The following is a 17,071-nucleotide window of genomic DNA, read 5'->3' as shown; positions in this document are numbered from 1 at the left end:
GATCGGATGGCGAGAGGGTTGATAGCCGCGGTTTTCTGCTTGCTGCTGTTGAGCGGGAAAGCCTTCGCGGGCTTGTATCAGGTGGAGAACTATGAGGGGGCCATCGGGGGAAACCCGGTCCATTTCTCGCTGCAGCGGTATGCTCACTTCGGCAGCGGCATCACTGTCGAGGGAAGCTACTTCTACGACGCCAAGCAAAGTCCCATCGCCATCTACGGCAAGGCCGACGGCTCGACCGTCACGCTCTGTGAAATTGCGGACGACAAGGAATTTCAACGCGTTCTGGTGATGGGGTCGAAGACACCCGTCGACACCACCGGATGCCCGTTCTCGCTCGAGGTCAATGACAGCGGCGCGACCGGAAGTTGGAGCAAGGGCGCTGAAAAATTTCCGGTCAGCCTCAAGAAGGTCGCGAGCCTCGACGACACCGGCGAGGGGAAGATCGAGGGCGCCGTTGAGATTCCGTTCTGGGCTGAGACGGCCACCAATAGGTTTGCCGGCATCTACACGAAATCCGACGCCGGCATCTGCATGACCAAACTGCAAATCATCAACAGGAAGAAAAAGAAAGTCGTTCAGGAGATCGGGTTCGACGATGAGGACTGCAATGCCGGTATGGCGACGACGCCCATTTATATGAACGTGCAAAAATGGGTGGAGGGAGGCAAGGACATCATTTCAGTAGACTTTGGCGGTGGCAAATTCGCAAGCGCGGACGACTATGTCCTCAACCCGAAGACAAAAAAATACCATCTAAAGAAATGATATTCAGGTATGCCGCCGCTGCTGTTGCGCTGCGAGCCAGGGGCGCTCACCGCCGCCCGAACAGCCTTTCGATATCGGCGAGCTTCAATTCGATATAGGTCGGGCGGCCGTGGTTGCAGGTGCCGGATCCGGGCGTCGCCTCCATCTGGCGCAGCAGCGCGTTCATCTCCTCGGCCTTGAGCAGGCGGCCTGAGCGCACCGAGCCGTGGCAGGCCATGGTGGCGGCGATCTTGTCCAGCCGCTCCTTCAGTGTCTCGACCGTGTCGTTGTCGGCGATCTCGTCGGCGAGGTCGCGCACCAGTTGCTGCACATTGGTCTCGCCGAGCATCGCCGGCGTCTCGCGCACCGCCACCGCGCCCGGGCCGAAGCGTTCGAGGCTGAGACCGAATTTGGCCAGCGTCTCAGAATGCATCGCCAGCCGCTCCGCGTCCTCTTCCGGCAAGTCGACGATCTCGGGCAAGAGCAGCATCTGTGAGGGGACGGCGCGCGAATGCAGCGCGTTCTTCAGCGCCTCGTAGACCAGCCGCTCATGCGCGGCGTGCTGGTCGACGATGACGAGCGAATCCCTGGTCTGCGCGACGATGTAGTTCTCATGCACCTGCGCGCGCGCTGCGCCCAGCACCATGCCGAGCAGCGCCTCAGTCGGCTCGGCCATGCCGGCGCGGGCATCGGCGCTGGCAAGCGGTCCGGTGTCGAAGGCCGCCTGCTCGTTTTCGGCGAAGCCGTTGCGCTGATGCCTCGCCTCGCCGTAACCCATATCCAGCGGCCGCTGCGGCGAATGCGACAGATCGAAGCCGCTGGGGCCGGAGGCACGATGGGCTGCCTCGTAGCCTCGGTGTCCGCCGACAGGACCGGGATGCGGGTAGGCCGCCGCGCCCGGCCGGAACGCCGCCATCATGCCCGCCGCGCCTGAGGTCGCGGCGCGGATGCCGGCGCCGGCCAGCGCCTCGCGGATGGCGCCGACGATCAGCCCGCGCACCAGGCCCGGATCGCGGAACCGCACATCGGCCTTGGCCGGATGGACATTGACGTCGACAGTCACCGGATCGAGCGAAAGGAAAAGCACCGTCACCGCATGCCGGTCGCGCGGCAAGACGTCGGCGAAGGCGCCGCGGATCGCCCCGGCGATCAGCTTGTCGCGCACCGGCCGGCCGTTGACATAGGCATATTGCTGCAAGGCATTGGCGCGCGTGTAGGAGGGGATCGAGACGTGCCCGGCAAGATGCACGCCGTCGCGCATGGCATCGATGGCAATCGCGTTGTCGGGAAAATCCTTGCCCATCACCTGCGCGACGCGGGCGAGCCGTCCTTTCGGCGTGTCGCCGGTCGCCGGCAACTCCAACGTGGAGCGGTCGGAGCCGGCAAGCGTGAAGCGCACGCCGGGAAAGGCGATGGCGATGCGCTTCACCACGTCGCTGGTGGCCGAGCTCTCGGCGCGTTCGCCCTTCATGAATTTGAGCCGGGCGGGCGTCGCAAAGAACAGGTCGCGCACCTCGACGGTCGTGCCGCGGTTGGCCGCCGCCGGCTTGACCGCTGAAACGCGCCCGCCCTCGATGCCGATCTCGGCCGCGCTGTCGGCGGTTGCGGTGCGCGAGCGGATCGACAAACGCGCCACCGAGCCGATAGAGGGCAGCGCCTCGCCGCGGAATCCGAGAGAGCGGATGTCGTGGATGTCGTCGGAGAGCTTCGAGGTGCAGTGCCGGGCGACCGCCAGCGCCAATTCTCGTTCAGGGATGCCCGAGCCGTCGTCGGTGACGCGGACAAGCGAAAGCCCGCCGCCGGAGGTGACGACCTCGACGCGGGATGCGCCGGCATCGAGAGCGTTCTCCACCAGCTCCTTCACCACGCTCGCCGGACGCTCGATCACCTCGCCGGCGGCGATCTGGTTGATCATCGTTTCGGAAAGCTGGCGGATGGGCATGCGGCGATTATAGGCGGATTCGAGTGCAGCGGGGGAGGGGCCACTTCACGCTTGCGCCACCAGCCAGTCCCTGACCTTGCGCGCGTTGTCGCTGAGCTCGCGGTTTTTCGGCCAGATGACATAGAAGCCGATGCCGGTCCTCATCACGTGGTCGGTCACCGGGACCAGCAGGCCCGATGCCACGAGACGCTCGACCAGATGCCGCCAGCCAAGCGCGATGCCTTGTCCCTCCATGACCGCCTGGATAACCAGGGCATAGTCGTTGATGCGCAGCCCGCGCTCGGCGTTGCGCAGGCTGGTTCCGGCGGACGAAAACCATTCGTCCCAGTTCGGAGCCTCGCGATAGGGCTCCTCGAGATGGATGAGCCTGTGCGCTGCCAGTTCCCCGACGGTCTCCGGCAAGCCGAATTTGGCGAGGTAGCTGGGCCCTGCGACCGGAAAGATCTCCTCGTCGGACAGCGACAGCGAGTGATAGTCGGGCCAGTCGCGCGGCATCCCTCCGCGCACGCCGAGCGGGATGCCCTCGGCGATGATGTCGAGGTCGCGGTCGGCGGTCTGGATGCGCAGGTCGACGCCCGGTAGCTCGTCGCGGAACTGCTGCAGGCGCGGCATCATCCAGAACGAGCCGAAGGCGGTCGAGGCGGCTAAAGTCACATGGCCGCCCGTCGCCTGCAGCCGCAGGTCCTCGGCCGACTTGCGGATATGCGACAAGCCCAGCGAGACATCGGCATGGAAACGCTCGCCGGCCTCCGTCAGCAGCACCTGGCGGTGGCGGCGCAGGAAGAGCTTGGCGCCGAGCTGTTCCTCGAGCCCCCGCACCGCATACGAGACGGCCGCCTGCGTCATGCCGAGCTCGCGTCCGGCGGCGGTGAAGCTCGACAACCGGCCCGCCGCCTCGAAGACGATCAGGCTGCCGGCCGAGGGCAGGAGGTGGCGCAGGCTTCGCATAAGGAGAGCTTATACAAGAGATCAGGATTTTCCAGCGTCACAGCCATATTTTGTCTCGCTAACTTGCCTGGGCGGGAAGAAGGAGGCTCCATGAACGCACCGGCCGCTGAATTGACTGAACCGACCCACCGTCGCGGCGGCGGCCGCCTTGGGCGCAAGGCGCTGAGAAGCGCGCCGGTCGCGTCGTTTCCGACCCTTGTCCGGCAGATTCCCGCCTATGAGATCGTTCCCGACGAGGCGGTGGAACTGATCCACGAGGAATCGCTCAAGATCCTCGAGGAGGTGGGTTGCGAATTCCGTGACGACGAGGCGATCACACTCTGGAAGGCGGCGGGCGCCGATGTCAGGGAAACGCGTGTCCGTATCGATCGCGCGCTCCTGATGGAGCTGGTCTCGAAGGTCCCGCCGGAATTCACGCTTCATGCGCGCAACCCAGAGCGCACGGTCCGCGTCGGCGGCAAGAACTCGATCTTCGTGCCGATGTATGGCGCGCCCTATGTGCGCGACCTCGACAACAAGCGGCGCTACGGCACGCTCAACGACCTGAACAATTTCCACAAGCTCGCCTACATGGCGCCGGCGCTGCATTCGTCGAGCTCGATCATCTGCGAGCCGATGGAGATCCCGGTGCCGAAGCGGCACCTCCACATCATCCATTCGGCACTCAAGCACTCCGACAAGCCGTTCATGGGCATCGTGACGTCGAAGGAGCGGGCCGAGGACACGATGGCGATGGCCGGCATCGTGTTTGGCGAAGAGTTCGTGCGCGACAATCCGGTGCTGGTGGCGATCACCAACTGCAACTCGCCGCTGGTATGGGACGCAACCATGCTCGACGCCATGCGGGTCTATGCCCGCCACAACCAGCCGCTGATCCTGGCGCCTTTCGCGCTCTGCGGCGCTTCGACCTCGGCCTCCGCTGTCGGCGCGGTCGCGCAGGTCAATGCCGAGGCGCTTGCCGGCGTCGCCTTCACCCAACTCATCCGTCCCGGCTCGCCCCAGATCTACGGCCAGTTCATGGTCACCGTCGACATGAAGACCGGCGCCCCGATGGGCGGCACGCCGGAAGCCGCCCAGATGATGTATCTGATGGGCGCGCTGGCGCGGAAATACAAACTGCCGTGGCGCACCTCCGGCTTCCATGTCGGCTCCAAGCTCAACGATGCCCAGGCCGGCTACGAGGCGAACATGCTGATGCATGCCGCGATCCTCGCCGGCGCCAACTACATCTGGCACTCGGCCGGCTGGCTCGAGGCAGGCCTCACCTGCGGCTACTCGAAATTCGCCACCGACTGCGAACAGCTCGTCGGCTGGTACAAATATGCCGGCGGGGTCCCCTTCGACGATTTCAAGGAGGCCATGGCGGCGATCCGCGAGGTTGGTCCGCAAGGGCATTTCCTCGGCACGCAGCACACGCTCGAGCATTTCGAACGCGCCTTCTTCATGCCGAGCATCATGGATTTCAACTCCTTCGAACAATGGACAGCCGAGGGGGCGAAGGATCATAATACGCGCGGCCTGGAAAAGGCGCGCAACATGCTCGCCGACTATCAGGAGCCGAAGCTCGAGGAGAGCGTCGCCGAAGGTCTCAGGGATTTGATCGCGCGGCGCGAGGAAAAGCTGCCTGATAGCGTTAGCTGATAGAGAACGGGCGAAGACCCGCTGAAACCAATGGGAGAAGGAAAATGACACTTTTCAGAAGCAACGGTGATCGTGTTCCCGCCGCCATCGAGGCGATGGCGCAAGAGACGCGTGCGGGCCGCATGGACCGGCGCGAATTCCTGGCGCTGGCAAGCGCCTTCGGCGCCTCGACGGCTTTCGCTTACGGCCTGATCGGCCTTGCCGCGCCGACGAAAGCCCTGGCCGAGGAGCCGAAGAAAGGCGGAACGCTTCATGTCTCGATGTCGGTCAAGGCGCAGAAGGATCCGCGCACCTATGACTGGACAGAGATGGCGAACGTCACCCGCACCTGGCTGGAGCCGCTCGTGCGCTACACGCACCAGTTCACGTTCGAGCCGGTCCTGCTGGAGAGCTGGGACGTCAATGACGACGCCACCGAATACACGCTGCATCTGCGCAAGGGCGTCACCTGGAACAATGGCGATGCCTTCAACGCCGACGACGTGGTCGCCAATCTGAACCGCTGGTGCGAGAAGGGTGCGTCCGGCAATTCCATGGCGGCACGCGTCGCCGCGCTGGTCGACCCAAAGACCGGCAAGGCGAAGGACGGCGCCATCACCAAGGTCGATGACCTCACGGTCAAGCTGAAGCTCAACGAACCTGATATCGCGATCATACCGGGCTTCACCGACTACCCGGCGCTGGTCGTGCATCGCGACTTCGACAAGGATGGCGCCGACCCGATCAAGAAGCCGGTCGGTACCGGACCGTTCGAGCTGGTCTCCTATGACGTCGGCCAGAAGGCGGTCGTCAAGCGCCGCGAGAACGGCAAGTGGTGGGGTGGCGAAGCGCTGCTCGACAGCGTCGAGTTCATCGACTATGGCACCGACTTCAACGCGACGCTGAATGCCTTCGATTCCGGCGAGGTCGACCTCGATTTCGAAACGCCGGCCGACTTCATCGACGCCCTCGACAAGATGGATCTGGTGAAATCGGAGGTCGCGACGGCGACCACACTGGTTGCCCGCACCAACATCACGCACAAGCCCTACGATGACAAACGGGTGCGCAACGCGCTGCAGATGGCCGTCGACAACGATGCCGTCATGCAGCTCGGCTACGCCGGCCGCGGCACGGTCGGCGAGAACCACCACGTCAGCCCGATCCACCCGGAATATTATCCGCTGCCCAAGAAGACGCGGGACGCGGCCGGCGCCAAGAAGCTGATGGCGGATGCCGGGCAGGCCGACTTCGAGCACGAGCTGATCACCGTCGAGGATGAGTGGCAGAAGAACACCGGCGACGCCATTGCCGGCCAGTTGCGCGACGCCGGCATCAAGGTCAAGCGCACGGTCCTGCCCGGCTCGACCTTCTGGAACGATTGGACGAAATACCCCTATTCCTTGACCATCTGGTACATGCGCCCGCTCGGCGTCCAGGTGCTGGCGCTGGGCTACCGCAGTGGCGAGGCCTGGAATGAAACGGCTTTTTCCAACCCGGATTTCGACGCCAAGCTCAAGGAGGCGCTTTCGCTGGCCGATGCGGCCAAGCGCAAGGAGGTGATGAAGGACGTCGAGCAGATCCTGCAGGACTCCGGCGTCATCATCCAGCCGTTCTGGCAGAAGCTCTACTGTCACATGAACAAGAAGGTGAAGAACTACACAATGCACCAGACCTACGAAATGGACTTCCAGAACGTCTGGCTGGAAGCCTGAGACGGGCAGCGCAAGGACTTCATGCGTCGCGCAAAAGCCGATATGCAGGATGCGTGGTGGCGATCCTGCCACCATGCCGCCGACCATCCGGAGATCCTGCATGAGACCGATAGTGCTGGCCGCCGCCATGTCGATTGCCTTGCCCGCCGCAGCGCTGGCCGGGCCGGCTTCCAAGGCCGTGAAGTTCTTCTATGTGCCTGAGGTGAAATTCGAGGCGGACGCGAAATACCGCGACCGCTTCACCGAACCGGTGACAAAACTCTTCGAGCTCAACGACAAGGCGCAGAAGGAGAAGCCAGACGAGGTATCCTGCATCGATTTCGACCCTGGGCTCGACGCCCAGGATTTCGACCAGAAGACCGTGTCGAAGACGCTGAAGCTTGCCGAGACCGTCAATGGCGATACCGCCGAGGTGACGGCGAGCTTCAATCTCTTCCCGGAAGGCGATGACTCCAAACGCGAAATGGTGTGGTCGCTGAAGAAAGTGGACGGCAAGTGGAAGATCGCCGACATCGCCTCCAAGACCAGCGACTGGACGCTCAGCGCGCTGGGATGCGGTTCTTCGACGGAGTGAGGCCGTGCTTTGCCGTTTTGTCCTCGTGCTGTCGAGCCTGTCGATGCTGGCCGCGGGGCTGAACGGCGCCTCGGCGCAGGGGCTGTTCGGTTCGCCGCCGCCGAACGCGTCCTCAGGCGACAATGCGCCTGCGCCCGAAACAGCGCCGGCTGAACCGGCGCCTGCCGCGCCCGTGCTGCCGGGTTCGCCGACGGCCGTGGTGAAACCCTTTTACGAGCATCCGGGGCTCGAATTGGACCCGACCCAGCGCAAGAACTTCATCGATCCGGCCAAGACCGTGCTCGACAAGAGCGATGCGCTGCGCGCCTCGGGGCAAGGCGAGTGCCTCGACCCCAACATGGCGTTCGACAATGCCGACTACGACAAGGCGGCGATCGACGGCAGCCTGAAGACCATCGAGGCGGTCAAGGGCGACGAGGCAAAGGTGGTGGTCGCCTTTGTCGTCGCCAGCAATGCGCATCGGCTCGAATGGAAGCTGAAGAAGGTCGGCGGCGACTGGAAGATATCCGACCTTCTGTCGGTCACCGGCGAATGGGCGCTCAGCCAGTACCAGTGCGAATGATGATGGTGATTGAAGATCGGAGCCGGCGATCCTCCGCGCCCCCCTCTGGCCGGCCGGCCATCTCGCCCACTTGGGGGGAGATCAGATGTCACGCCGGCTTTCGCCAATCTCCGAGGTTGCAGGATAAGCGGGGCGCCGAAGCTGCCAATCTCCCCCCTTGGGAGGGAGATGTCCGGCAGGACAGAGGGGGGCGCTGTCCCGCCAGCCTTTCGCAACAAATTTCAACCGCGTCCGCGATAGGGCGCCACTCCGGTGTCGGGCAGCCAGGCATCCTTGGGCGGCGCGCCGGTTTGCCAGAAGACGTCGATCGGGATGCCGCCGCGCGGGAACCAGTAGCCGCCGACGCGCAGCCAAAGCGGCTTGGTCGCCTCCACGATGCGACGGCCGATCATGACGGTGCATTCCTCATGGAAGGCGCCGTGGTTGCGGAACGAGGTCATGAACAGCTTCAGCGATTTCGATTCCACCAGCGTCTTGTCGGGCGCGTAGTCGATGACGATGTGGGCGAAGTCCGGCTGGCCGGTCACCGGGCAGAGCGACGTGAATTCCGGGCAGGTGAAGCGCACGATCGCCGGCGGGCCGTCGCCGCGAGTGAACGGCACGGTCTCCAGGACCGCCTGTTCGGGGCTTTGCGGCGTCTCGACGTGCTTGCCGAGCTGGGTGAGGTTCTTTGCGTCAGTCATGGGCGGAGCCTTCTTGGTTTTTGCCGCTCATTAGCACCGGAGCGAAAAGCGCGCAGCCGTTTTCGCGTGAATCCGATGCGTGAAATGGAAGCGGGGCAGCACCACGTTGCTCCCGCACAATTTGAAACGGCAGGAAGACGATGACCAGCAACGACCCGCTTCTCCAACCCTATCAGCTCAAGCACCTGACGCTGAAGAACCGGGTGATGTCGACCAGTCACGAGCCGGCCTATTCCGAGGATGGCATGCCGAAGGAGCGCTACCGGCTCTACCATGTCGAGAAGGCCAAGGGCGGTATGGCGCTGACCATGACGGCGGGCTCGGCGATCGTGTCGCGCGACAGCCCGGCCGCCTTCGGCAACCTGCACGTCTATGACGACCGCATCGTGCCGTGGCTCCAGGAACTCGCCGACGGCTGCCACGAGCATGACTGCAAGGTCATGATCCAGATCACCCATCTCGGCCGCCGCACCGGCTGGAACAAGGCTGACTGGCTGCCCGTGCTTTCGGCCTCGCCGGTGCGCGAGCCGGCGCATCGCGCCTTCCCGAAGACCATCGAGGACTGGGACATCGAGCGCATCGTCGCCGACTATGCTTCCGCCGCCCAGCGCTGCCAGGCGGCCGGCCTCGACGGCATCGAGTTCGAATCCTATGGCCACCTGATGGACGGCTTCTGGTCGCCGGCCACCAACCAGCGCGACGACGAATTCGGTGGCTCGCTCGACAACAGGCTGCGCTTCACCAACATGGTGCTGGATGCGGTTCGCGCGGCGGTCGGGGAGACATTCGTCGTCGGTATCCGCATGGTCGCCGACGAGGATTTCGAAAAAGGCCTGTCGAAGGAGGAGGGCGTCGAGATCGCCCGGCGGCTGGCCTCATCCGGCAAGGTCGATTTCCTCAACATCATCCGCGGCTCGATCGAGACCGACGCGGCGCTGACCAAGGTCATCCCGGTGACCGGCATGCGCTCGTCGCCGCATCTCGACTTCGCCGGCGAGATCAGGGCCGCGACGAAGTTCCCGACCTTCCACGCGGCGCGCATTTCCGATGTCGCCACCGCGCGGCATGCGATCGCCACCGGCAAGCTCGACATGGTCGGCATGACGCGCGCCCATATTGCCGATCCGCATATCATCCGGAAGGTGATGGAAGGGCGCGAGCACGAGATAAGGCCGTGCGTCGGCGCAACCTATTGCCTCGACCGCATCTACGAGGGCGGCGAGGCGCTCTGCATTCACAATGCAGCGACCGGGCGAGAGGCGACTATCCCGCACGTCATCGCGAAAAGCGAAGGGCCGAAGAAGCGGGTCGTGGTCGTCGGGGCCGGCGCCGGCGGGCTCGAGGCCGCGCGCGTCGCCGCCGAGCGCGGCCACCAGGTGACGGTTCTCGAAGCCTCCAGCCAGGCCGGCGGCCAGGTGCGGCTGGCGACGCAGAACCCGCGCCGCAAGGAACTGATCGGCATCATCGACTGGCGGCTCGCCGAGCTCGATCGCCTCGGCGTCGAGCTGCGCTACGACACATGGGCCGAGAAGGACGATGTGCTTTCGCTGTCGCCGGATGTGGTGATCGTCGCGACAGGCGGCCTGCCGCAGAACCCGCCGCTGGCGGCCGGCGATAATCTCGTCACCTCGAGCTGGGACATCATGGCGGGCAGCGTCAAGCCGGCCGAGAATGTGCTCCTCTATGACGACAATGGCGGTCATCAGGGCATGGGTGCTGCGGAATTGATCGCCAACAGCGGCGCGAAGCTGGAGCTGGTCTCGCCGGAGCGCTTCTTCGCGCCGGAAATGGGCGGTCTGAACCACGTGCCCTATATGCGCGCCTTCCACGAGAAGGGCGTCACCGTCACCATCAACACCCGCCTGCGCTCGGTGCGGCGCGAGGGCAACCAACTCATCGCCGAGCTGGCTTCGGATTTCGCCGACGGCTGGCGCGGCGAGCGGCGGGTCGACCAGGTTGTGGTCGAGCATGGCACGGCGCCGCTCGACGACCTCTACCTGTCGCTGAAGCCGCTGTCGAAGAATGGCGGCGCGGTCGACTATGAGCGGCTGGTCAGCGGCGGCGACATTTTTCCACTGCGCAATCCGGAGGGCGGCTTCGTCGTGTTCCGCATCGGCGACGCGGTCGCCTCGCGCAACATCCACGCCGCCATCTATGATGGTATTCGGTTTGGGATCAGAATCTGAGGCGTGGAGCATGATCCGAACGACCGGTTCAGAATTCTATCGGTGGCAGAATGCGCTCTTAACTTGGGGCTTTGTTTGGGGAATTCATGAAGTCCAATTGTTGGCGTCAGCCCGCGGCAGCAGCGCCTCATCCTTGGCCACACCCCGCTTGAAAGCCTCCCTGTTCACCAGTTTTCCAACATAGTCGAGAAACGCCTGACGCGGTTCCAGCGTCTGAAGACCAAGACCCCAACCAATATGGGATCCGACATAGATATCTGCGGCGGTGAACCTGTCTCCCGCAATGAAGGGATATACCTGGACCGCACGCTCCAGTTCATCCAACGTTCGCTGATAGCTGCCGTAGCCGAAGAAGAACTCCTGCTCCGGCGCCGGTACGAATTGAGCGCGGTGATTGGTGACGGCCTGTTCGATCGGACCGGCGGCGAAGAACATCCAGCGATAATAGTCGGCACGCTCTTCCGGGGTGGGCGCCAAGCCGGCTTCCGGGAAGGTTTCCGCAAGGTAGGCGATGATCGCGCCGCTTTCGGCCACTGCGCGGCCGTCGTGCACGATCGCAGGCACCTTGCCTATGGGATTGACTTGCGTGAAGAAGCGGACCCGCTCGTCATTGGGATCGTTCGACTCCGGGCGTTCAAGAGTTGCGCCGCCCCACGCGTCAAATGCACTGGTCTTTTGATAGTCGATGACCACTGTTTCGTAGGGCTGGCCGATTTCCTCCAGCATCCAGCGCACAATGCGGCCGCGGGAATTGGGATTGGTGTAAAATGTGAGCGACATGGTTCGTATCCTCTAGCGGTCGGTTTCGAGTGGTGCACGCCGGAAGCGGCACTGTCGGAAGCGGTTATAGCGGCAGCGCATCACGTACGCATTCGCAGTCCGCGCCAAAGAACTTGCAAAGCGCGCCAAGGGTGCGATGCTGTGGCGGTCTGGCGGAGGCCCATGGCTAGGTGCATTCTTCGACAAGCCAAGACGCGCCGGCAGCCCCATCTCGACCGGCTTTGCAAATGGAGGTGGGGACATGACAAGGACTAACGTGATCTCCGACCGGTGCAGGCTTCCCCGACCGTTTTGGCAGTCGCTTGAGCAACTCGGACTGCGCCCCGCGGCCGTGCTGCGGCAGGCGAGACTTCCCGCAACTCTGCATCTCGACCAGACTGCCGTCATCAGCACGCCGCAACTCTTCGCGATCTGGAACGCCATTGAGATACTGTCGGGCGATCCCGCTTTCAGCATCAGGATGGTTCGCGAGACCAGCACTGCAAACCACAAGCTCGCATTTCTGGCGGCTTCCTATGCGGCCGACTTTCGTGGCGGGCTGGAGAGGATCGCTCGCTTCAACCGGCTGTGCAGCCCCGACCGGCTGTGTTTCACGGAACGCGACGGAGCGGTATCTGTGACAATCGAATGGCCGGCAGGCACCGAGCCGCAACCGTATTTGTCGGTTGACGCGAGTTTCGCCCTTTTGCTGGAACTCGGCCGCCGCGGCACCGGCAAACATCTTCTCCCGATCGCAGTGGAACTGCGGCGACCGGATCCGGGAGCGGACTGTCATGCCGCCTTCTTCGGTTGCCCGATCCACTTCGGCGCAGAGCGTGATCAGATGGTCATGGAGGCGGCGGACCTCGAGCTGCCATTTCCCGGGCACAATCCCGAATTGCTGGAAATGCTGGCGCCTGCGCTGGCCGCCGCAATGCGCGAGATCGAGGCACACGCCAGCCTTGGCGAACAGGTCAAGGCCACTTTGAAGCGGGCGATGCCCGGCGGCCGCCCCGATGTCGCGAGCGTCGCCCACGATATGGGCCTGAGCGAACGCACCCTGCAACGGCGGATAACCGCGCAGGGCAGGACATTCCGTGACCTCCTCGCCGAAGCACGGCAGGACCTTGGCCGAGAACTCCTGGCCGATCCATCAATCGAAGTGGAAGAGGTAGCCTACCTGCTCGGATACCAGGACACCAACTCATTCTATAGGGCGTTCCGGGAGTGGGAAGATATGACGCCGGGGCACTGGCGACGGATCAACGCACGGAGTGAGGCGCGTTCGATCAGCTCCCAGTCAATCGGCTAAACAAAGGCGAGGGATTTCGCAATTCGATCTCGCGGCCATTCTTCGGGGATATGGGTGCGTCATAAGACAACCGATAGAAGCGCTTCGAGTACCTGCTGGAAATTCTCCATAGGAGTCTGGCTTGCATCTGTCGGAACTGGAATTCATATTTTATATCAGAGGTTTAGCACTGGATCACAGATTCGGGCTATTATAGCGTGGGGATTGGTTGCGGTGGCGCGCAACGGACCTTTGCAAGGAGAGCCACCTGCCGCTTTGGTCCGTTGCGCGCCGCGCCCGGTCGGTTTCGCCGGCCGTGCGATTCAAAACATTCTGGCGGTCGCCATGCAAAGCACGGTGAGAACCAGCAGCCCGCCGGCGATCCGTTCGCCCCTGGTCATTTTCGCTCGCAGCTGGGTTTGCATCGCCGCATCGGCGCCTGCCAACTGCCTGCTGGCAGAGGCTACAAGCGCGCCCTGCACGCCGGCGGCGATCAACGCCGTCGCAATGCCCAGCGCGAGCACCATCTCCATTGAGCCGAAAGCACCCTGATGGAAGAAGTACCAAAGAAGCAGACCGGTCAGAAAGACCAGGCCGGAGGCGCCGAGTTGCGGCCGGATGAAGTGCTCCGCCTTGATCTCCGGATCGCGGGCAACCGCGATGGTCGTGCCGGCCCAGAAGACGCCGGCCATCACATGCAGGCCGATGACGACGATATAAACATATTGCATAACCGCATTCCTCTCTGCCGCCCGCCGTGCGTCGCAGCCGTCAGACGGCGCCATCAATAGGACAAAGTTAGATATCTAACGATTAGATGTCAATGCATGAACCCGAGTTTCACTATCTCATCGCTTGCTCTACGGTCCGGCCATGACGCTGTTTGATCGCCCGCCAGTCGGCATGAATCTCGCCCGTACCGCCAAGATCGTGGCGCAGGCCTTCGACGCCGCTATGGTCGAGGCCGGCGGAACGCTGCCAGTCTGGGTGACATTGCTCTCCGTCAAGTCGAAGGAGCTGGCCAACCAGCGCGAGCTTGCCGGCATGATCGGCATCCAGGGCGCGACGCTGACTCATCACCTCAACGCCATGGAAGCGCATGGGTTGCTGATGCGCCGCCGTGATCCGCAAAACCGCCGCGTGCATCAGGTCGAGCTGACGGAGGCCGGCGAGGCGATGTTCGAGAAGCTGCGGCTGGCCGCGATCGCCTTCGACAAGCGGCTGCGGACCGGAATTCCCGACGAGAAGCTGGCCGAATTTGCGGAAGTGCTTGCAGCACTTCGCGGCAATGTCGGGGACTAGTCCGCCTTAAGAGTCATAGGTCGTGATGGCGCCGAAGGCGTAGTGGCGCAGCTTGAGCGCAGCGATAAGGCGCGGTAAGCTTGGCCTTGCCGTCGAAGGCGATCGACTTCGCCCGCTGCACCAGCGCCCGGTTGGTCGCGTTGGCCTCGGCATGCATGCCGACCATGAACAATGTCGCCGGCACCTGCTCTGCCTGCAGCACGTCGAGGATGTTGGCGGTGCCGTTCAGCGGACCGTCGTCGAAAGTGAGATAGACGGTGCGGTCGGCGGCAAGCGCAGGAGATGCGATGAGCAGCAGGAACGACAAAACGAGACGAAGCGGCATCCGCGGCTCCCGGTTGCGACCACGGCAGGCCGCCATGCCCGTTCTGCCTTGTCAAGTTTGCCGGGAGCTTGCCCTCAAGCCAGGCTGCCTTGAAGCACTTTCAGCTTCGCCTTCTTCGGGCTGCGCGCCATGAGCCATTCGCGCGCCTTGTCCTGCGGCATCGGGAAGGCGATCGAATAGCCTTGCACCTGATCGCAGCCGATCGCCATCAGCGAGTCGAGTTCGGCCTCGGTCTCGGCGCCCTCGGCGACGATCGAGATGCCGAGCCCGCGGGCAAGCTCGGTGATGGCGCGCACGATCTTGGTGTTGTCGCCGTTCTCGTTGATATTCTGGACGAAGCGGCGGTCGATCTTCAGCCGGTCGATCTCGTTCGGGTTGACGTGGCTGAGCGAGGCATAGCCGGTGCCGAAATCGTCAAGTTCGAGATGGACGCCGGCAGCGCGGATGTGTCTGAGCTTGGCGGCGATGCCGGTCTTCTCGTCGTCGAGGATGACGGATTCGACGATTTCCAGCGACAGCTTCTGCGGCGCAAGCCCGGCCCGCTCCAGCGTCCCGAACAGGAACTTGTCGAAGTCAGGCTCGCGCAGCTCGGTGCCCGAGACGTTGACCGCGATGCGCCCGAAATCGATGCCGGCGCGGTCCCATTCGGCGGCTTCGTTGATCGCCTTGGTGATGACGATGCGGCCGATGTCCGGCATGAAGCCGCATTTCTCCGCCACCGGGATGAACTCGCCGGGCGAGATCATGCCGCGCACGGCATGCTTCCAGCGCACCAGAGCTTCGATGCCGCTGATCTTGCCGCTGGTGAGCGAGACCTGCGGCTGGAAATAGACCTCGAAGGCCTTTTCCGCGATTGCGGCACGGATGTCCTGCTCGAGCTGCTTGCGGTAGTCGAGTTCGCGCCGAAGCTCCTCGGAGAAGAAGGAGAAGCTGCCGCCGCCCAACTTCTTGGCAGAATAGAGCGCGAGATCGGCATGGACGAGCAGGTCCTGCGCATTGTCGGCGTCTACAGGGTAGACGGCGATGCCGGCGCTGGCGCCGGGCAGGATCGTCGCGCCCTGGAAGGTGATCGGCTCGTTGATCTCGCCCAGGATGCGCTTGGCCAGCGCATGGATGTCCTCGGTGGAGCCGGCGCCGTTCAGGATCATCACGAATTCGTCGCCGCCGAGACGGGCGCAAAAATCCGACGCGCGGCAGGAATCGCGCATGCGCTGCGCTGTCACCACCAGCACATAGTCGCCGGCGGGGTGGCCGAGCGTGTCGTTGATCTGCTTGAAACGGTCGAGGTCGAACTGGATCACCGCCAGCCGTTCGCGGCGGCGATGCGCGCCCTTGATCAGCGTGTCGAAATGTTCGGTGAGGAAGGTGCGGTTGTGGAGGCCGGTCAAGCCGTCATGCACCGCGATGAACGCCATCGAATTGCGGGCATCTACCAGCTCGTGTGTCTTGCGCAGGATCGCCTTCGACATCGGCCGGAAGATGAACAGCGCCACCAGCACGATGACGCCGATGGTGGCGAAGAACAGCGTGCGGTGCAGGTCGAGCATCTCGTCCGATCGCTCGTTGGCAAAGGCGCTGATGCGCTGGCCGAGCGCGGCATAGCCCGACAAAGTCGCATTGGCGACGGAAGCGTCGAGCCCGGCGCGTTCGCCGCCGCCCTTGTAGCCGTCGCTTTGCATGCCGAGCTGCGACTGGAAGGACGACACCAGCCTGCCGCCATTGGCGATCAGGCCGACCGAGAAATAGTCGAGATGGAACGGCTTGCCGAACAGCACATATTCAATCGATTTCGGATCGTTGCGGGCAGGCGACAGCGGATCGGCGCCGGTCTCCTTGAGCAGCCGGTCGTAATTGGTCTCGAACTCGCCCGTCGCCTGCTTGAGCGCGGTGACGAGCGCCGGCTGCTTGTCGCGCGTGGCAGCACCGGTGGCGCTGGCCAGGAAGACAATGCGCTGCGACAGTGCCTTCTGCATGGAAACGATATCGAGCAACGCATCATTGTGCTGTTGCTGCGCGATCAACTGCTGCAAAAGAATGAAGGAGGCCATCACCATGGCGGCAATGATCGTGAGCGCCAGCCAGTAGCCGGTCTTGATGAGCAGAATCAGCTTGCGCGAAACGCTCTGCACTGGCTGCTGCGACATAATTCGGTGACCCCTCCGGTCGACGCATTCTTGCCCTGGATTTCGTGGCGGGAAGACCCTTGACCTGAAAGGGTTAACAGGTCGGCAAGCAGGCGTGGCGTTGATCCCGACAGCGTGACAAAGCTGACAAGATGGTTATCGCGTCCTTTCAAGCGTTGTCGGCATTTGAGCGCATCGTCCTCCGCCGCCGTCGCAAAGCTTTCGCAAGGCCACCGAAGCGGTCGTTTTTGCGGTGGATTTTTCTTGTCCGCGGCGCGACAGTCCGCGTCAAACGAA

16 protein-coding genes are annotated in these 17,071 nt (G+C 63.5%); 8 read left to right on the top strand and 8 right to left on the bottom strand.

Going from position 1 to position 17,071, the window contains the following annotated elements; translation table 11 throughout:
• Window positions 1-6 precede the first annotated feature (6 nt).
• The gene (locus EJ067_RS01810) at window positions 7-765 is read left to right on the top strand and encodes a hypothetical protein (RefSeq protein ID WP_126084401.1); all 759 of its coding nucleotides are present in this window, start codon (window positions 7-9) and stop codon (window positions 763-765) included.
• 46 nt (window positions 766-811) lie between these two features.
• On the opposite strand, the gene mutL is transcribed toward EJ067_RS01810, so the two are convergent.
• Both mutL and EJ067_RS01800 read right to left on the bottom strand, forming a co-directional pair.
• A complete protein-coding gene (gene mutL, locus EJ067_RS01805) occupies window positions 812-2,686 on the bottom strand; it encodes a DNA mismatch repair endonuclease MutL (protein WP_126084400.1) in 1,875 nt (624 codons plus the stop codon).
• Window positions 2,687-2,731: 45 nt separating this feature from the next.
• Complete coding sequence (locus tag EJ067_RS01800) at window positions 2,732-3,634, bottom strand: LysR substrate-binding domain-containing protein (protein ID WP_126084399.1); 903 nt, start codon at window positions 3,632-3,634, stop codon at window positions 2,732-2,734.
• A 90-nt stretch (window positions 3,635-3,724) separates the two neighbouring features.
• Between EJ067_RS01800 and EJ067_RS01795 the strand changes: the two genes are divergently transcribed.
• The 4 genes from EJ067_RS01795 to EJ067_RS01780 all read left to right on the top strand — a co-directional run bounded on the left by EJ067_RS01795 (window position 3,725) and on the right by EJ067_RS01780 (window position 8,105).
• Complete coding sequence (locus EJ067_RS01795) at window positions 3,725-5,275, top strand: trimethylamine methyltransferase family protein (RefSeq protein ID WP_126084398.1); 1,551 nt, start codon at window positions 3,725-3,727, stop codon at window positions 5,273-5,275.
• A 44-nt stretch (window positions 5,276-5,319) separates the two neighbouring features.
• Window positions 5,320-6,969 (top strand): ABC transporter substrate-binding protein, encoded by a 1,650-nt coding sequence (locus EJ067_RS01790; RefSeq protein WP_126084397.1) that lies wholly within the window; start codon window positions 5,320-5,322, stop codon window positions 6,967-6,969.
• Between the two features lie 100 nt (window positions 6,970-7,069).
• Entirely contained in the window at window positions 7,070-7,543 is a 474-nt protein-coding gene (locus tag EJ067_RS01785) for a DUF3828 domain-containing protein (protein WP_126084396.1), read from the top strand.
• 4 nt (window positions 7,544-7,547) lie between these two features.
• On the top strand, window positions 7,548-8,105 hold the full coding sequence (locus EJ067_RS01780; RefSeq protein ID WP_189510308.1) for a hypothetical protein: 558 nt from the start codon (window positions 7,548-7,550) through the stop codon (window positions 8,103-8,105).
• A 221-nt stretch (window positions 8,106-8,326) separates the two neighbouring features.
• Here the strand turns inward: EJ067_RS01780 and queF are convergent, their stop codons facing one another.
• Both queF and EJ067_RS34350 read right to left on the bottom strand, forming a co-directional pair.
• On the bottom strand, window positions 8,327-8,788 hold the full coding sequence (gene queF, locus EJ067_RS01770; protein ID WP_126084394.1) for a preQ(1) synthase: 462 nt from the start codon (window positions 8,786-8,788) through the stop codon (window positions 8,327-8,329).
• On the bottom strand, window positions 8,781-8,939 hold the full coding sequence (locus tag EJ067_RS34350; RefSeq protein ID WP_189510306.1) for a hypothetical protein: 159 nt from the start codon (window positions 8,937-8,939) through the stop codon (window positions 8,781-8,783). Before EJ067_RS34350 ends, queF begins: the two co-directional genes overlap by 8 nt.
• On the opposite strand from EJ067_RS34350, the gene EJ067_RS01765 reads away from it, so the two are divergent.
• The gene (locus tag EJ067_RS01765) at window positions 8,929-10,974 is read left to right on the top strand and encodes an NADH:flavin oxidoreductase (protein WP_126084393.1); all 2,046 of its coding nucleotides are present in this window, start codon (window positions 8,929-8,931) and stop codon (window positions 10,972-10,974) included. The two genes, EJ067_RS34350 and EJ067_RS01765, sit on opposite strands and share 11 nt — an antisense overlap.
• Before the next feature lie 84 nt (window positions 10,975-11,058).
• Here EJ067_RS01765 and EJ067_RS01760 read toward each other — a convergent pair whose 3' ends face one another.
• A complete protein-coding gene (locus EJ067_RS01760) occupies window positions 11,059-11,754 on the bottom strand; it encodes a glutathione S-transferase family protein (RefSeq protein WP_126084392.1) in 696 nt (231 codons plus the stop codon).
• A 241-nt stretch (window positions 11,755-11,995) separates the two neighbouring features.
• On the opposite strand from EJ067_RS01760, the gene EJ067_RS01755 reads away from it, so the two are divergent.
• Complete coding sequence (locus EJ067_RS01755; RefSeq protein ID WP_126084391.1) at window positions 11,996-13,045, top strand: AraC family transcriptional regulator; 1,050 nt, start codon at window positions 11,996-11,998, stop codon at window positions 13,043-13,045.
• A 302-nt stretch (window positions 13,046-13,347) separates the two neighbouring features.
• Here the strand turns inward: EJ067_RS01755 and EJ067_RS01750 are convergent, their stop codons facing one another.
• Window positions 13,348-13,755, bottom strand: a complete 408-nt coding sequence (locus tag EJ067_RS01750; RefSeq protein WP_126084390.1) for a hypothetical protein — start codon at window positions 13,753-13,755, stop codon at window positions 13,348-13,350.
• Between the two features lie 142 nt (window positions 13,756-13,897).
• On the opposite strand from EJ067_RS01750, the gene EJ067_RS01745 reads away from it, so the two are divergent.
• A complete protein-coding gene (locus tag EJ067_RS01745; RefSeq protein WP_126084389.1) occupies window positions 13,898-14,326 on the top strand; it encodes a MarR family winged helix-turn-helix transcriptional regulator in 429 nt (142 codons plus the stop codon).
• Between the two features lie 13 nt (window positions 14,327-14,339).
• Here EJ067_RS01745 and EJ067_RS01740 read toward each other — a convergent pair whose 3' ends face one another.
• Entirely contained in the window at window positions 14,340-14,651 is a 312-nt protein-coding gene (locus EJ067_RS01740; RefSeq protein ID WP_245468131.1) for a polysaccharide deacetylase family protein, read from the bottom strand.
• Between the two features lie 74 nt (window positions 14,652-14,725).
• Window positions 14,726-16,795 (bottom strand): EAL domain-containing protein, encoded by a 2,070-nt coding sequence (locus tag EJ067_RS01735; RefSeq protein ID WP_126084388.1) that lies wholly within the window; start codon window positions 16,793-16,795, stop codon window positions 14,726-14,728.
• Window positions 16,796-17,071: the final 276 nt, after the last annotated feature.

The sequence above is a fragment of the Mesorhizobium sp. M1D.F.Ca.ET.043.01.1.1 genome, assembly GCF_003952385.1.
Taxonomy (GTDB): domain Bacteria; phylum Pseudomonadota; class Alphaproteobacteria; order Rhizobiales; family Rhizobiaceae; genus Mesorhizobium.
Note: the sequence above shows the minus strand (reverse complement) of the source record. Positions and strands in the feature narration are given on the sequence as shown.

Coding starts and splice junctions, on each gene's coding strand:
- EJ067_RS01810 (WP_126084401.1), top strand. CDS start 7: ATGGCGAGAGGGTTGATAGCCGCGGTTTTCTGCTTGCTGCTGTTGAGC.
- mutL (WP_126084400.1), bottom strand. CDS start 2,686: ATGCCCATCCGCCAGCTTTCCGAAACGATGATCAACCAGATCGCCGCC.
- EJ067_RS01800 (WP_126084399.1), bottom strand. CDS start 3,634: ATGCGAAGCCTGCGCCACCTCCTGCCCTCGGCCGGCAGCCTGATCGTC.
- EJ067_RS01795 (WP_126084398.1), top strand. CDS start 3,725: ATGAACGCACCGGCCGCTGAATTGACTGAACCGACCCACCGTCGCGGC.
- EJ067_RS01790 (WP_126084397.1), top strand. CDS start 5,320: ATGACACTTTTCAGAAGCAACGGTGATCGTGTTCCCGCCGCCATCGAG.
- EJ067_RS01785 (WP_126084396.1), top strand. CDS start 7,070: ATGAGACCGATAGTGCTGGCCGCCGCCATGTCGATTGCCTTGCCCGCC.
- queF (WP_126084394.1), bottom strand. CDS start 8,788: ATGACTGACGCAAAGAACCTCACCCAGCTCGGCAAGCACGTCGAGACG.
- EJ067_RS01765 (WP_126084393.1), top strand. CDS start 8,929: ATGACCAGCAACGACCCGCTTCTCCAACCCTATCAGCTCAAGCACCTG.
- EJ067_RS01760 (WP_126084392.1), bottom strand. CDS start 11,754: ATGTCGCTCACATTTTACACCAATCCCAATTCCCGCGGCCGCATTGTG.
- EJ067_RS01755 (WP_126084391.1), top strand. CDS start 11,996: ATGACAAGGACTAACGTGATCTCCGACCGGTGCAGGCTTCCCCGACCG.
- EJ067_RS01750 (WP_126084390.1), bottom strand. CDS start 13,755: ATGCAATATGTTTATATCGTCGTCATCGGCCTGCATGTGATGGCCGGC.
- EJ067_RS01745 (WP_126084389.1), top strand. CDS start 13,898: ATGACGCTGTTTGATCGCCCGCCAGTCGGCATGAATCTCGCCCGTACC.
- EJ067_RS01740 (WP_245468131.1), bottom strand. CDS start 14,651: ATGCCGCTTCGTCTCGTTTTGTCGTTCCTGCTGCTCATCGCATCTCCT.
- EJ067_RS01735 (WP_126084388.1), bottom strand. CDS start 16,795: ATGTCGCAGCAGCCAGTGCAGAGCGTTTCGCGCAAGCTGATTCTGCTC.